Source organism: Actinomadura formosensis NBRC 14204, from assembly GCF_001552155.1.
Classification (GTDB): domain Bacteria; phylum Actinomycetota; class Actinomycetes; order Streptosporangiales; family Streptosporangiaceae; genus Spirillospora; species Spirillospora formosensis.
The window spans coordinates 1-14348 of the sequence record NZ_BCQQ01000055.1; the positions used below are offsets into that span (position 1 = coordinate 1).

The 14348-nt window shown below is 72.8% G+C and carries 14 protein-coding genes; 10 read left to right on the forward strand and 4 right to left on the reverse strand.

The features are described from left to right. On the reverse strand, positions 1-859 hold an 859-nt coding region (locus tag AF1_RS16165), incomplete at its 3' end, for a cytochrome P450 (protein WP_157419208.1). 282 nt (positions 860-1141) lie between these two features. Between AF1_RS16165 and AF1_RS34440 the strand changes: the two genes are divergently transcribed. Then, a complete protein-coding gene (locus tag AF1_RS34440; protein ID WP_157419210.1) occupies positions 1142-1294 on the forward strand; it encodes a hypothetical protein in 153 nt (50 codons plus the stop codon). On the opposite strand, the gene AF1_RS16170 is transcribed toward AF1_RS34440, so the two are convergent. Beyond that, on the reverse strand, positions 1253-1444 hold the full coding sequence (locus AF1_RS16170) for a hypothetical protein (protein WP_169804040.1): 192 nt from the start codon (positions 1442-1444) through the stop codon (positions 1253-1255). The genes AF1_RS34440 and AF1_RS16170 overlap by 42 nt on opposite strands. Before the next feature lie 72 nt (positions 1445-1516). On the opposite strand from AF1_RS16170, the gene AF1_RS16175 reads away from it, so the two are divergent. The 5 genes from AF1_RS16175 (at position 1517) to AF1_RS16195 (ending at position 6303) form a co-directional block, all read left to right on the forward strand. Next, positions 1517-2128 carry a TetR/AcrR family transcriptional regulator gene (locus AF1_RS16175; protein ID WP_067799124.1) on the forward strand — a complete coding sequence of 204 codons (612 nt, stop codon included), beginning with the start codon at positions 1517-1519 and terminating at the stop codon, positions 2126-2128. Positions 2129-2195: 67 nt separating this feature from the next. Next, on the forward strand, positions 2196-2825 hold the full coding sequence (locus AF1_RS16180; RefSeq protein ID WP_067799126.1) for a LysE family translocator: 630 nt from the start codon (positions 2196-2198) through the stop codon (positions 2823-2825). Between the two features lie 106 nt (positions 2826-2931). Then, on the forward strand, positions 2932-3540 hold the full coding sequence (locus AF1_RS16185) for a TetR/AcrR family transcriptional regulator (protein WP_067799129.1): 609 nt from the start codon (positions 2932-2934) through the stop codon (positions 3538-3540). Further along, positions 3537-4877: an MFS transporter gene (locus AF1_RS16190; protein WP_067799133.1), complete on the forward strand. Its 1341-nt coding sequence runs from the start codon at positions 3537-3539 to the stop codon at positions 4875-4877. Before AF1_RS16185 ends, AF1_RS16190 begins: the two co-directional genes overlap by 4 nt. Beyond that, positions 4867-6303, forward strand: a complete 1437-nt coding sequence (locus AF1_RS16195) for a pyridoxal phosphate-dependent decarboxylase family protein (RefSeq protein WP_067799136.1) — start codon at positions 4867-4869, stop codon at positions 6301-6303. Before AF1_RS16190 ends, AF1_RS16195 begins: the two co-directional genes overlap by 11 nt. Positions 6304-6329: 26 nt before the next feature. Here AF1_RS16195 and AF1_RS36395 read toward each other — a convergent pair whose 3' ends face one another. Then, positions 6330-8609, reverse strand: a complete 2280-nt coding sequence (locus AF1_RS36395) for a hypothetical protein (protein ID WP_067799139.1) — start codon at positions 8607-8609, stop codon at positions 6330-6332. A 227-nt stretch (positions 8610-8836) separates the two neighbouring features. Between AF1_RS36395 and AF1_RS16205 the strand changes: the two genes are divergently transcribed. From AF1_RS16205 to AF1_RS16215, 3 genes are all read left to right on the forward strand, one after another. Beyond that, positions 8837-9418: an RNA polymerase sigma factor gene (locus tag AF1_RS16205; protein WP_067799222.1), complete on the forward strand. Its 582-nt coding sequence runs from the start codon at positions 8837-8839 to the stop codon at positions 9416-9418. Positions 9419-9420: 2 nt separating this feature from the next. After that, complete coding sequence (locus AF1_RS16210) at positions 9421-10431, forward strand: LCP family protein (RefSeq protein WP_067799142.1); 1011 nt, start codon at positions 9421-9423, stop codon at positions 10429-10431. Positions 10432-10546: 115 nt separating this feature from the next. Beyond that, positions 10547-10966 (forward strand): CBS domain-containing protein, encoded by a 420-nt coding sequence (locus tag AF1_RS16215; protein WP_067799145.1) that lies wholly within the window; start codon positions 10547-10549, stop codon positions 10964-10966. Between the two features lie 74 nt (positions 10967-11040). Here AF1_RS16215 and AF1_RS16220 read toward each other — a convergent pair whose 3' ends face one another. Beyond that, positions 11041-12204 carry an aminotransferase class V-fold PLP-dependent enzyme gene (locus AF1_RS16220; protein WP_067799148.1) on the reverse strand — a complete coding sequence of 388 codons (1164 nt, stop codon included), beginning with the start codon at positions 12202-12204 and terminating at the stop codon, positions 11041-11043. 118 nt (positions 12205-12322) lie between these two features. On the opposite strand from AF1_RS16220, the gene AF1_RS16225 reads away from it, so the two are divergent. Then, positions 12323-14203 carry an ABC transporter ATP-binding protein gene (locus AF1_RS16225; RefSeq protein WP_067799151.1) on the forward strand — a complete coding sequence of 627 codons (1881 nt, stop codon included), beginning with the start codon at positions 12323-12325 and terminating at the stop codon, positions 14201-14203. Positions 14204-14348: the final 145 nt, after the last annotated feature.

Genomic DNA, 14348 nt, shown 5'->3' on the forward strand with positions numbered 1-14348 from the left:
GGGCGCTGGACCGCAGCGGCACCGGCTCGCCCGCCGGTCGCGGCAGGCCGGGACGTTCCAGCAGCGCGACGAGCATGGCGCGCAGGTGCACGCGCGCCAGCCGCGCGCCCAGGCAGGCGCGGCGCCCGAACCCGAAGCACAGGTGCGGCCAGGCGCCCTGGAGGAAGCGGTCCGCGACGAACCGCCCGGGCTCGGGATACACCTCCTCGTCGTGGTTCGCGGACACGAGCCACAGCGTGACCTGCTCACCGGCCAGCAGCGGCACACCGCCGATGACCGTCCCGCGCCGGACGGTCCGCCACACCTGGAGCACCGGCGTCCACCAGCGCAGCATCTCCTCCACGGCGCTGTCGACGAGCTTGTCGTCGGCCCGCTCCTCCCGCAGCCGGACGTACTCGGCGGGATGGCGCAGCAGCGCGTACAGGCCGCCGGCCAGGGTGTTGCGCAGCGTTTCGGGCAGGTCGCGGGCGACCTCTCCGACGAAGTCCACCGGTTCCCGGGACGGGATGCGGGCGAGCATGGCCCGCGCCGGAGGATCCATGTCGATGAGGGCCGCGTCGTGCGCATCGTCCGGGCCCGCATCGTCGCGGAACGCGTCCGCGTCGCTCGCCGGGCCGTGCAGGATGCCGTCCGCCTGCGGCGAGAACAGTTCGGGATGCACGAGGGCGTGGTGGACGTCGGCGTAGCGCAGCACGGCCCAGGCGCCCGGCCGTCCCGCGGTGCGTCCGTCCAGCCACACCACCGGTGTCCGCGCCCGCAGCCGTTCAAGCCGGTCATGGGGGACCCCGCGGGCATAGGTGTCCGCGCAGTCGAGGGCCCAGGCGTCGGAGATCGGTGGCGCGCCTCGCCGTTGCGGCATGGGAGACCTCCTCTCCGAGGCAGACGCTAACGCGTCCCGGCCGAACCATGAAGGGCCGGATTCGGCCGTCCCGGACAGTGTCGCCTGTCGGTCCGGGGGCGCCCCCTGGAACCCCCGTACGGCGAGCCGGGCGGGGGGTGGGGTGTGGCGCGTCCAGCTTGGGGTGGTGTGGCGGGTAACAAAGGGGTTGCTTCTGGGGTGGGTGGGGGTGATGGGGCCTGGGAGGTAGATCAACTTGGGTAAGGTTTGACCTGCGTATCTGGGGGTTGAAGGGGTGCGGGGTTGAACCGCAAGAGGCTCGGTCTGCTGGCCGTCGCGTTCATTCTGGTCGTCGGTGTGTTGGAAGTCGCGGTCCTGCGGATCGGGTCGCTGGAGTTCCCGGTGCCGCCCGGCTCACAGCATCCGGCCGTCGCCGACAATCCGGGTGAGCACTAGTTCCGTGTCGACGCCGGAGCGGTCGCCGGTGTTCGGCTCGTCCGTCAGGTGCCAGCCGTAGACCCTCGGGTCGTGCCCGAACTGCCGGACGGCCCGTTCTGCCGGGTCGCCATCCGCCGCTCCCTCCAGGGGGCTGAGCTGCACCGGCATCACCAACGCCTGGAACGCCCGCGTTTGGGGCCAATGTGCGAAAGAATGGGGGTGGCCGAGCGAGGAGGCGTTTTGAACGGCGATGCGCGGTTCACCGTCACGCGGACGCTGAGCAAGGATCAGCAGGCGCGCCGGGAGCGGCTGATCGAGTCGGCGCGGGAACTCGCGCTGGAGGGCGGCTACCCGGCCGTCACCATGCACGACGTGGCGGACCGGGCCGGGGTCGCCCGCGCGACGGTCTACCGGTACTTCGCCACCAAGGACCACCTGCTCACCGAGGTCGCGTCGGCGTGGGCGCACCACGTCACCGACGACATCGACGCGCTCGCGGTCGGTGACACCCCGCTGGAGCGGCTGACCGCGCTGCTGGAGCGCATCGTCCACGTGGCGGCGCGGGAGCCCACCCTCACGTCCGCGATCATCCAGGCGGTGACCTCGGACGACTCCAGCGTGGACGAGGCCCGCACCGTGCTGTTCCTGTTCCTGCGGGACCGGCTCTCGACGGCGATCGGCGACCCGGTGCCCGAGCGGGACGAGGTCGAGATCGTCCTCGGGCACATCCTGCTCGCCGCGCTGATCAGCCTGGCCTCGCTGCGGCAGCCGGTCGAGGAGGTCGCCGCGATGGTGCGGACGGCCGGACGCCTGGTGCTGGCGGGCGCGCTGTCCACCACCGCGCGCACCTGATTGGTCCATGTTCCAGCGGATCGATTGGACCTTTGGTGAGGTCCATCGCCGTCCGTAGCGTTCTGGCGTGACGAACCCTCTGCTGTTCCTGCTGGCCGCGTTCACGCTGGTCGCCATCCCGGGCCCGAACCACCTCTACATCACCACGCGCAGCATCGGTGAGGGCCGCCGTGCCGGCGTCGTCTCCGTGCTCGGCGTCGAGACCGGCACGCTCGTCCACATCGCCGCCGCCTCGGCCGGGCTGTCCGCCGTCGTCGCCGCGTCCGCGGCCGCCTTCGGATTCCTCCGCTACGCCGGTGCCGCATACCTCGTCTACCTCGCGTACCGGACGTTGCGCAGCCGCCAGGACCTCGGCGAGATGGACCTGAAGCCGCAGCCGCTCCACCGCGTCTACCTGGACGGCGTGCTCGTGAACGTCCTCAACCCGAAGGTCGTGCTGTTCTTCCTGGCGTTCCTGCCGCAGTTCGCCGACCAGGACGCGGGCGCGGTGCCGCTGCAGATCGCCGTGATGGGCCTGGCCACCGCGCTGATCGGCCTGCTCGGCGACCTCGGCTACGCGCTCGCCGCCGGCTCGATCGGCTCGTGGCTGCGGGCCCGTCCCGTCTTCCGGCGGCGGCAGCGGTACCTGACGGGCCTGATCTACCTCGGCCTCGGCGCCGTCGCCGTGTTCGCCGGGCCGAGCGCCCGCCGCGCCTGACCCGCCGCCCGGCCGGCGCGCGCCGGAGGCCGCTGCGGGCGCACCGGCTCCGCGCGTGATCAATCAAGCGATTGACCGAATGCGGGCCGCCGCCTAGCGTGAGGGTATGACCGGCAACGAATCGGGTCGGGAGCGGATCCTGGACGTGGCCACCCGGCTGTTCGCCGCGCTCGGCTACGACGGGACGTCCACCCGGATGATCGCCGAGGCGGCCGGGCTCAACGTCGCCACCGTCGCCTACCACGTCGGCGGCAAGCGCGATCTGTACCTCGCCGTGATGGAACGTGCCCACCTGGCCGAACGTGCGGCCCTGGAGGGCGCGCTCGCCAAGATCACCTTCGATGCGGAGGGCATCCTCACCCTCCTCGACGCCTACATCGACTTCTGCCTGTCGCGGCCGGAGATCCCGGCACTGTGGATGCACCGCTGGCTGTCGGACGCCAGCGACGTCGCCCACCTGGAGGAACAGTACGTCCGGCCGTTGATGGAGATTGTCGTCGACGCGGCCCGCAAGGTCGTCCCCGACGGCATCGACATCGAATACGCCGTGTGGACGGTCATCTGGTCCACCCACGGGTTCGGGTGCGGCGGTGTCCTGAGCGTCGACGGGCAGCGCCGCGGCCGGGAGGATCCGGACGCCGTCGCGCGGTTCCGCAGCCACATGCGCCGCACCGTCGCGCTGGGGCTGGGGCTCACCGACCGGCTCGCCGGATGACGACGGCGCTGCCCCGGCGGCGGCTTCTCGGCTACGGCGTCGGCTCGGTCGGCACGGGCGTGTTCTCCGCCGTTCCCGGCCTGCTGCTCCTGTACTACCTGACCGATGTCCTCGGTGTCTCCGCCGCGGTCGCCGGGGCCGTCCTCGTCGTGCCGAAGGCGTGGGACGTCCTGCTGAACCCGATCGTGGGCGCGGCCAGTGACCGCGAGGCCGTCCGGACCGGCCGCCGCACCCGGCTGCTGCTGCTCGGCGCCGGCACGCTGCCGTTCCTGTTCGCCGCCATGTTCGCCGTGCCCGCCGATTCGCCGGGGCTCGCCGCCGCCTGGGCCGGGGTCGCGTTCCTGCTGGCCGCGAGCGCGTTCGCCTGTTTCCAGGTGCCGTACGTGGCGCTGCCCGCCGAGATCTCCGCCGACCCGTCCGAGCGCGGGCGCGCCATGGCGTGGCGCGTCGTCTGCCTGACGCTCGGCATCCTCGTCGCGGGCGGTGTCGCGCCCGCCCTCACCGACGCCGCGGGCGGCGGACGCGCGGGATACGCCCTGATGGGCGGCGTGATCGGGCTCGTGATGGGCACCGCGATGGTGGCGAGCACGCTGGCGAACCGGTGGATCGCCTCCCGTCCCGGGCCCCGCCCGCTGGGGCTCGCCGCGGCGCTGCGGACCGCACGCGGCAACCGGCCGTTCTTCATGCTGCTCGGCGCGTACGTCTCGCACACCCTCGCCGTCGCGATCATGCTCGCGGGGGCGCCCTACGTCGCGGCGTACCGGCTGGACGACTACGGGCTGACCTCGGCGATGTTCGTCTGCATGGTCGGGCCGAGCGCGTTCGCGGTGCCGCTGTGGCGACGGCTGGCCCGCCGGTACGGGCTGGTCGGGTGCTATGTGGCGGCGCTGGTGCTGTTCTGCGCGGCGACCGTCGCGCTGTTCCCCCTGATCACGTCGCCGGTGGGCGTGCTGCTGCTCAGCGCCCTGATCGGGGTCTGCTACGCGGCCGTCCAGTTGCTGCCGCTGTCCCTGCTGCCGGAGACCGTGCACGCCGATACCGGACGTACCGGGCATGCCCAGTCCGGGGCGTTCACCGGACTGTGGACCGCCGCCGAAACAGGCGCGCTGGCCCTCGGACCCGGGATTTTCGCGCTGATCCTCGCCGCGTCGTCGTTCAGTTCGTCCGATTTCGAGACTCCCGTCGTCCAGCCGGACTCGGCGCTGACCGGGATGTCCGCCGGGTTCACCTTCGCCCCGGCGGCGCTGCTGCTGCTCAGCGTTCCCCTGCTGCTGGCGTACCGCCGGCTCGCCGCTCTCCACCGCCGCCCCGAGGAAGCACGGGAACATGCCGTCTGACACCCCCTCCGCCGTGCTCGCCGAAGAGGGCCGCCCGGCCGCCGAACTGCTCGCCGAACTCGCCCGGCTGCGGGAGGCGGACCTGCCCGTGCGCGGCGGCCAGGTCACCGCCTACGTCTACGACACCGGACGCGAGGCCGTGCACGACCTCGCCGCCACCGCCTACCGGGAGATGCTGGAGGTCAACTGCCTCGACCCGACCGCGTTCCCCAGCATCGTCGCGCTGGAACGGCAGATCATCGGGTCCGTCGCGGCCGAGCTCGGCGGTGGTTCCGGTGTTTTCACCAGCGGCGGCACCGAGTCGATCATGCTGGCGGTGAAGGCGGCGCGGGACGTCCACCCGGTGGAGGGACGGGCCCAGATCGTGCTGCCGACGACGGCGCACCCCGCGTTCCACAAGGCCGCGCACTACCTGGGCATGGACGTCGTGCACGTGCCGGTGGACGCCGCGTATCGCGCCGACCCCGCCGCGACCGCCGCCGCGCTGACCGCCCGCACCGCCCTCGTCGTCGTTTCGGCCCCCTCCTATCCCCAGGGCGTCATGGACCCGGTCCCGGAGATCGCGGCGCTCGCCGCGTCCGCCGGCGTCCCCTGCCATGTGGACGCGTGCGTCGGCGGCTGGGTCCTGCCCTGGCTGCGGGACGCGGGACGCGACGTCCCGCCGTTCGACCTGTCCGTGCCCGGGGTGACGTCCCTCTCCTGCGACCTGCACAAATACGGGTACGCACCGAAGGGGGCGTCGGTCGTGCTGTTCGCGGACGAGGCGCTGCGCCGGCATGCCTACTTCGCGTCCGCGCAATGGCCCGGCTACACCGTCATCAACGCGACCGTCCAGAGCAGCAAGAGCGCCGGCCCGCTCGGCGCCGCGTGGGCGACGCTGAACGCGGTCGGCGCACGGGGCTACCGCGACCTCGCCGAGAACGCGATGCGGGCGGCGGAACGTCTCATCGCGGGCGTCGCGTCCATCCCCGGTCTGCGGGTCCTCGGCGAACCCGTCGCGCCGCTCGTCGCCGTCGCGTCGTCCGACCCCGCGCTGGATGTGTTCGTCATCGCCGACGAGGCCCGCCGGCGCGGCTGGTTCTTCCAGCCGCAGCTCTCCTACCAGGGCATCCCGCCGAACCTGCATTTCACGCTGACCGGCGTCAGCGACGTCGGCGCGCTCCTTGCGGCGCTGACCGACGCCACGAAGGCCGCCCGCGCCGCCGGGCCGCCGGGCGTCCCGTCCGGACTGGTCGAGGCGCTCGCCGACCTCGACCTCGACAGCCTCGACGACGCGGGTTTCGCCGAACTCCTCGCCTCCGTCGGCGTCGACCTCGCCGGCGGCGGCGAACCCGAGATGGCCGTCGTCAACACCATCCTGGACGGTCTGCCGCCCGCCACCCGCGAGGCCCTGCTGATCCGCTTCCTGTCGGCCCTCTACGCCTGAGCGGGCCGCGCCCGGGTCCGCTACGTCTAGGCGAGCCTGATCAGCCGCTTGAGGTAGGACGGTTCGTCCAGCGTCCGGCCGAGTTCGAGCGGGATGGTCGCCGCACCGGCCCGCACGGCGCCGACCCGCTCACCGCCGTCCCCCCGGTGCGGCGGACGGCCCGTGGCGCCGACCGGCACGGTCAGCCCGGACCAGCCGACCACCGTCACCGGCGCCGCGGCCCGCAGCGGTGTCGTCCCGCCGAGCCCGTCGTCGACCCGCCCGACGGCGGCTCCCTTCGGTGCCAGCGTCACCGCGGTCAGCGCCCCCGCGGCCGCGGTGACGAGCCGCCCCGCCGCGTCGACGGCGCCCGCCGCGCTCGGCGAACGCTGCCCCATCACCGCGCCCACGATGAGCGTCCGCGCACCGCCGACGCTCCTGCGGGCCGCGAACACGAAGTTGCCGCCCGCCGCGTCCGTGTACCCGGTCTTGCCGCCGACGATGCCGTACTGCCCGAGGAGGAAGTTGCCGCCCGCCCGTGGGGCGCCGCCGTTGTCCGGCACATACGCCCGGTTGTTCACGATCTCCGTGAACGCCGGGATGGCCATCGCCGCCCGCAGCAGCTTGACCTGGTCCTGGGCCGTGCTCACGGTGCCCGAGTCGTAGCCGCTGGGATCGGTGTAGCGCGTGCTGGTCATCCCCAGCTCCGCCGCCGCCGCGTTCATCTTCGCCACGAACGCCTGCTCGTTCCCCGAGTCCCACCGCGCCAGCTCGTGCGCGACGTCGTTCGCCGAGATGACCAGCAGCGCCTCCAGTGCCTTGCGCTGCGTCAGCTGCTGGTTCGCGGTGACGCCGAGCAGCGACTCGCCCCGCTTCTTGCGCATCGGGATCTGCGCCGCCGCCTGCGGCGACACCGTCAGCACCGGCCCCGCCGCACCCGGCCGCAGCGGATGGGCGCGCAGATACACGTACGCCGTCATCACCTTCGCGACGCTCGCGGTGGGGATCGGCGCCGACCCGCCCGCCGCGCCCATCGTCCCGAGCCCCTCCACGTACACGACGGACTGCCCCGCCGTCGGCCACGGCAGCGCGGGCGCCTGCCCGGGGAACGCGTGACTGGACGCGAGCGCCAGCCTGATCGTCGGCTGCGGCACGGGCCGGACGAGCTGCCCCGTGACGACGCCGGCCACCAGCACCAGCATGGCCACGAGCACGATGAGCCAGCGCCGCCCCCGCTTGGCCCTCTCCTGGGGCGCCGCCTGGACGGGCTGGACGGGCTGCTGGGGGTGCTGGGGTTGCGCCGGTTGCACGGCGCCGTCCCACGGCATGCCCCACTGCTCGGACGACCGGGCCCCCGGCTGTTCCCCGGGCCTCTGCGGCAGCGGCACCGGCAACCGCTCGACCCGCGTGGGCCCGGCCGGATCGTCCAGCCGCGCAGGCGCGGCGTCCTGCGGCGGAGCCCCTTGCCAGGCCCCGTACTGCGGCGCTCCGGCATCGTTGACAGGACGATTCTCCGCAGGGCCACCGTGCGGCCGGGCGGCGTGCGGCGGTGGGGCGGCGTGCCAAGGGCCGCCGTGGGGCGGGCGCCGTCCCGGTCCGTCATGTGTCTGCGGGTGGTCCGTGCGCGTCTCGGAGACGCCGTCGCGGTCCTGCTCCTGAGCGCCCGCCGGTGGGACTCCACCCTGCGGCCGTTCTTCTCGCGCGGTTCCCCGCGCGTGCGCGGCGCGTTCCGGCTCGCCTCGCGGGGACGCGGGCTGTGCGGAGTCCGTGCGCGTGTCCGAGGTGCCGGCCTGCGGCCGTTCGTCTCGTGCGCTCGGGTCCTCGGCCGGGAGCTCCCGCCGGTGGCGGCCCTGCGTGGGCGCGGGCTGCGGCGGCTCGGCGGGCGTGTCCGAGATGTCCTCGTCAGGACGGTCCTGCCGGGCCTCGGGCCGCGCCGCGGCTGCTTCTTCGTCTTCCGGGGCGTCGTCTTCGGGGGCGGTGTCCGCCGCGGCCTCGTCCTGCACGGGCTCGTCCCGCGCGGCCTCCTCCTCCGCGGGCTCGTCCTGCGGGGGTGGGGCGGGTTCGTCGTCCGGGGCAACGGATCCGTCGGGGTCTTCCTCCGCGGGGGCCTGCGGAGTGCCGGCCTGCCCGTCCTGCGAGGGGAACTCCACGTACCACGTCCCCGAAGCGGTGGTCGGCCGCTCCGCCGCCGGCCTGGGGCGGCGGACCGCGATGTCCGGCCTGGTCAGGTTGACCTTGGGGACCTGGAACTCGGCGGTGGCGGTGCGGGAGGAGTCATGTTCGTCCTCGGTGCCGGGCGTGTCCGGTTCCCGCTCGTCGTCGTCCACGTCCCCGACCCTCTCGACTTGAGCCCGACAGGCACGCGCGGAGCGGTCTCCCCCGACAACCCCGTGCATAGTGAAGGATGCGCAGTTTATCGGGAAGGTTCGCGCCGATCGGCAGCGCGATCACGGTGTTCCCGGGCGGGCGTGAACCCGGAGGGGACGTTGCGGAGATACATCGCTGACAACGTCCCCGCACGGGAAGGCCCGGTGCGCATGCCATGGTGGCCGCGATGACCGTACCTCCGACGGCTCAGGACAGTGACGCCGCCCTCATCGAGGGTTCGCTCACCGATCCCGAGTCGTTCGCCGCGCTGTTCGACCGTTACTCCGCGATGCTGTACCGCTATGTTTCGCGCAGGCTGGGGCCGGAGGCCGCAGAGGACGTCGTGGGGGAGTCGTTCCTCGTCGCGTTCAGCAAGCGGCACCGCTACGACCTGGCGCAGTGGGACGCGCGCCCGTGGCTGTTCGGCATCGCGACCAAGCTGGTCGCGCGGCATCACCGGACGGAGGCCGCGCGCTACCGGGCGCTGCGCCGCAGCCCCGCGGACGGCCCGGTGGAGGGGCCCGCCGACCGGGTGGCGGCGGGTGTGACCGCGTCGGCGTCGCGTCCGCGGCTGGCGGAGGCGCTGGCCGTCCTGCCGAGAAGGGACCTGGACGTCCTGCTGCTGGTGGCGTGGGGCGATCTGGCGTACGAGGAGGTGGCGCGGGCGCTCGGCATTCCGGTCGGCACGGTCCGCTCCCGTCTCAACCGGGCCCGGCGCAAGGTGCGCGCGGCGCTGGGCGACATCGACCCGACGCGTGAGGAGGCGTGAGCATGGACGACCTGGACCTGATCCGTGACCTCGGCCGGGACCTGGAGCACGAGCCGCCGGCCTCGTTCGCCCGGCAGCGCAGCCGGTTGCTGGACGCCACCCGGCGGCGGCGCCGCGGCCCGGGACGCTGGGCGCTCCTCGGCGTGGTCGCGGCCGTCACGGCGGCGGCGATTCTCGTCCCGGTGACGATCTTCCAGGGGCGGCACGCGAGGCCGGTCGCGACGAATTCGGCCGAGCCGGCGGCGGGGCGGGCGATGAACGTGCTGGTCATCGGGGTGGACCGGCGGGTGGCCGCCCGCCCGCCGCGTTCGGACACGCTGATGCTGGTGCACGTCCCGGCCGACCGGAGGGAGCTGCGCGCGGTGAGCGTCCCCCGTGACTCGCTCGTCCGGATCCCCGCGTGCACGACCGGGAGCGGGAAGACGGCCCCGGCCCAGCTGGGAATGATCAACGCGGCGTTCTCGCTGGGCGGCGCCGACTGCACGGCGAGAACGGTGGAGTCGCTGACCGGCGTCCGGATCGACCAGACCGTGATGATCGATTTCGACGGCTTCCGGAAGGCGGTGGACGCGCTCGGCGGGGTCCGGATGACGCTGCGCCACCCGGTCGTCGACCCTGCGGCCGGGTTGAAACTGCCCCAGGGCGAGCAGCGGCTGAACGGGGCGCAGGCGCTCGCCTATGTCCGGGCCCGGCGCGCTCTCGGGGACGGCTCGGACCTGGGGCGGATCAAGCGGCAGCAGCAGTTCATGGCGGCGCTCGTGCGGGAGGCCAAGGAGCAGATGGGCGGGAACCCCGTCCGGTTCGCCAAGTTCCTCGTGGTCGTGACCGGTTCGTTCGAGACGGCGCCGAGGCTGGACGCGGGCAGGCTGCAGGCGCTCGCCCGCGCATTCGGGAAGGGGGGTTCGGTGGAGTTCAGCACGGTTCCGGTCCATCCGGCGCGCAGCGACCCGAACCGCCTGGAGTGGGATCGGGCCGGCGCGGCACGGTTGTTCGCCACGTTCAAGACGTCATGAGTGAGCCAAGGCGCCCTCCATGGTCAAGACGCCATGAGTGACCCCGTTTCCGTCGGGTAGGGGCGAGTCATCCCCGGGCCCGCAGAAACGATCCACGAGGCTCAAGGAGTGTGCGATGGCCACGAAGGTCCGCGAAGTCATGACCGGCTCCCCGACATCGGTGTCCCCGGAACTGGACATCGTGACGGTGGCGCGGGCGATGCGCGACGAGGACATCGGTGCCGTGCTGGTGGCGGAGGGCGACGACCTGCAGGGGGTCGTCACGGACCGCGACCTGGTGATCCGCGGGCTCGCGGCCGGCGGCGACCCGGCCCAGGCGAGGATCGGCGGCATCGCCAGCAGGGTCACCGCGACCGTCGGACCGGATGACACGCTGGACAAGGCCGCGCAGATCATGCGGGAGCGGGCGGTGCGCAGGCTCCCGGTCATGGAGGACGGCCGCCTGGTGGGCATCGTGTCCATCGGTGACCTGGCGATGGAGGAGGGCTCGACGTCGGCGCTCGCCGACATCAGCGCGGCGCGTCCCACCACCTGACGCCGGCCGGCACCCGACCGGTGGGCGCGTCCGGAGGCCGCCATCGGTGCCCCATCTCCCGGTCCCGGGCGCGCTCACTTCCGGGGCAGGGCGGAGAGCAGCCGGTCGAGTTCCTCTTCGGTGTTGTAGTAGTGCACGGAGGCCCGCACGGCCGTGGGAAGGACGTGCGGGTCATATCCGTGTGAGAGCGGATACGTGACGTTGATGTTGACGGCGCGTTCCCTTGCGGCGTCCTTGATGGCGGCGGGGTCGTGGCCGTCCACGGTGAACGTGACCAGCCCGGACGGCCGCGCGCCCTTGTCGAGGACGGTCACCCCACGACGCGCGGACAGTTCCTCACGCAGCTTGGTCGCGAACCCGGTCACACGGGTCTCGATGTCGGTCATCCCTAGGTCGGCTGCATAGTCGGCGGCCACGCCCAAGCCGATCTGACCGGCGGCATACCGTTCCCATGTCTCGAAGCGTTGGGCGTCGTCGCGCAGGTCGAAGCCGTCCGGTGCCTTCCAGGTGGCGGCCTGCAGATCGATGAACGGCGGCACGAGCGTCCGGACGATTCCCCGGCGCACGTACAGGAACCCGGTTCCGCGCGGTCCGCGCAGGTACTTGCGGCCGGTCGCCGACAGCATGTCGCAGCCGATCTCGCTGACGTCGATGGCGAGCTGGCCGACCGACTGGCACGCGTCCAGGAGATAGAGGACGCCGTGCTCACGGCACAGTTTCCCGACCTCCGCCGCCGGGTTGACGAGCCCGTTGTGCGTGGGGATGTGGTTGAGCGCCACCAGGCGGACATCGCCTTTGACGAGTTCGGCCTCCAGCGCCTCCAGCGAGAGCGTGCCGTCGGCCTGGTCCGGGACGACGTCCACCTTCGCGCCCTTGGCCGCCGCCACCTGCTGGTAGGCGATCGCGTTGCTGGAGTACTCGCTCGTGGTCGTCAGGATGCGGTCGCCCTCGGCGAAGGGGATCGAGTAGAACGCCATGTCCCATGCCCGGGTGGCGTTCTCCACGTAGGCGATTTCGTCTGCGCGCGCGCCGATGAGCCTAGCCACGGCGTCGTAGAAGTGCTGGAGTGCCGCCGCGTTCTGTTCGGCCGCCTCGTAGCCGCCGATCGTCGACTCCAGCGCGAAGTGGGCGGACACGGCCTCGATGACCGGACGGGGCGGCAGCGCCGCGCCCGCGTTGTTGAAGTGCGCCACCTTCGCGCAGCCGGGGGTGTCGGTCCGGATCTTCTCGATGTCCACGGTCGCCCTCCGGGAAATGTCGTACCCCCGCGCGATGCTGGGCGCGGCGACGGCTTGACCTCAACCTTCCTTGAGGTCACATGCTTGCCGTTCCAGGCTAACGATCACAGGGGGCTCCATGGACATGGAAGTCACGGCGTGGATGTCGCTGCACCACGCCATGAACGCGCAGGACGGCAGGCCCTTCTCCAAGGCGACCCTGCGCCGGATCAGAGGCTTCGCCCGCCCGCACGCCCGTCCGCTGGCCGCGTTCCTCTTCCTCAGCGTGGTGATGGCGGTCATCGCGGTCGCGACGCCCGTCCTCGCCGGATGGGTCGTCAACGCGATCGTCGACCACGCCGCCACGTCCACCGTCGTCCGGCTGTCCGTGCTCATCGCCGTGCTCGCGCTCGCCGAGGGCGGGCTCGGGCTCGCCAACCGGTGGCTGTCCGCCCGCATCGGCGAGGGGCTGATCCTCGACCTGCGCACCGCCGTTTTCGACCACGTCCAGCGGATGCCCGTCGCGTTCTTCACCCGGACCCGCACCGGCGCCCTGGTCAGCCGGCTCAACAACGACGTGATCGGCGCCCAGCGCGCCTTCAGCGACACCCTCTCCGGTGTGATCAGCAACCTGGTCACGGTGCTGCTCACCTTCGCGGTGATGGTCCGGATCTCCTGGCAGATCACCTTGCTCGCCCTGGTCCTGCTGCCCGTCTTCGTCCTGCCGGCCCGCCGCATGGGCACCCGCCTCGCCCGCCTGGAACGCGAGGCCGCCGCGCACGACGCCGCGATGAGCACGCAGATGACCGAGCGGTTCTCCGCCCCCGGCGCGACGCTGGTCAAGCTGTTCGGGCGCCCGTCCCGCGAGTCCGCCGAGTTCGCCGCGCGGGCCCGCCGCGTCCGCGACATCGGCGTCCGCACCGCGATGGTGCAGCACGTCTTCATCACCGCGCTGACCATGGTGTCCGCCCTGGCGCTCGCCCTCGTCTACGGGCTCGGCGGCTACCTGTCGCTGCGCGGCCACCTCGACGCCGGCGCCGTCGTCGCCCTCGCCCTCCTGCTCACCCGCCTCTACGCGCCGCTGACCGCGCTCGCCAGCGCCCGCGTCGAGGTGATGAGCGCCCTCGTCAGCTTCGAGCGCGTCTTCGAGATCCTCGACCTGGAACCGCTGGTCGCCGAGCGTCCCGAGGCCCGTGCCGTCCCGGACGGGCCGGTCGCGGTCGAGTTCGAGGGCGTCCGCTTCGCCTACCCGTCCGCCGACAAGGTCTCCCTCGCCTCCCTCGAAGAGGTCGCCACCCTCGACACCCGCGGCGGCGTCGACGTCCTGCACGACATCTCGTTCCGCGCCGAACCCGGGCAGATGATCGCGCTGGTCGGCTCGTCCGGCGCGGGCAAGTCGACGATCGCCCAGCTCCTCCCGCGCCTCTACGACGTCGGGTCCGGCGCCGTCCGGCTCGGCGGCGTGGACGTCCGCGACCTGTCCTTCCAGACCATCCGCGAGACGCTCGGCATGGTCACGCAGGACGGCCACCTGTTCCACGAGTCGATCCGCGAGAACCTCCTGCTGGCCCGCCCCGAGGCCACCGACGACGAACTGTGGGACGTCCTGCGCCGCGCCCGCCTCGACACCCTCATCGAGGGCCTGCCGGACGGCCTCGACACCATCGTGGGCGAACGCGGCTACCGGCTGTCCGGCGGGGAACGCCAGCGCCTCACCATCGCCCGCCTCCTGCTGGCCCGCCAGCGCGTCGTCATCCTGGACGAGGCCACCGCCCACCTCGACTCCACCTCGGAGGCCGCCGTCCAGGAAGCCCTCGCCGAAGCCCTCGACGGCCGCACCGCCATCGTCATAGCCCACCGCCTGAGCACCATCCGGGCCGCCGACCAGATCCTCGTCATAGAAGAGGGCCGCATCGCCGAACAGGGAACCCACGAGGTCCTCCTGGCCGCAGGCGGCCGATACGCGACCCTCTACAACACCCAGTTCGCCGACGAGCCGCCCCTGGAACCGGTCGGCTGAGCCGCGCCGCCACCGGTGCGACCTCACCGGATCTGGTCGAGGACGCGGCGGAGGTTGCAGAGGACGCCGGTGCCCAGCAGGCGCTCCTCGTCGAGGTCGGACGTCTCCAGCATCAGCCCGTGGACGCTTCCCGGCGACATGGGGA

What these genes read in the sequence shown, in the direction of transcription:
- AF1_RS16170 (WP_169804040.1), bottom strand. Translation starts at nt 1,444, where the DNA reads ATGCCGGTGCAGCTCAGCCCCCTGGAGGGAGCGGCGGATGGCGACCCG.
- AF1_RS16185 (WP_067799129.1), top strand. Translation starts at nt 2,932, where the DNA reads ATGACCGGCAACGAATCGGGTCGGGAGCGGATCCTGGACGTGGCCACC.
- AF1_RS16190 (WP_067799133.1), top strand. Translation starts at nt 3,537, where the DNA reads ATGACGACGGCGCTGCCCCGGCGGCGGCTTCTCGGCTACGGCGTCGGC.
- AF1_RS16195 (WP_067799136.1), top strand. Translation starts at nt 4,867, where the DNA reads ATGCCGTCTGACACCCCCTCCGCCGTGCTCGCCGAAGAGGGCCGCCCG.
- AF1_RS16205 (WP_067799222.1), top strand. Translation starts at nt 8,837, where the DNA reads ATGACCGTACCTCCGACGGCTCAGGACAGTGACGCCGCCCTCATCGAG.
- AF1_RS16210 (WP_067799142.1), top strand. Translation starts at nt 9,421, where the DNA reads ATGGACGACCTGGACCTGATCCGTGACCTCGGCCGGGACCTGGAGCAC.
- AF1_RS16215 (WP_067799145.1), top strand. Translation starts at nt 10,547, where the DNA reads ATGGCCACGAAGGTCCGCGAAGTCATGACCGGCTCCCCGACATCGGTG.
- AF1_RS16225 (WP_067799151.1), top strand. Translation starts at nt 12,323, where the DNA reads ATGGACATGGAAGTCACGGCGTGGATGTCGCTGCACCACGCCATGAAC.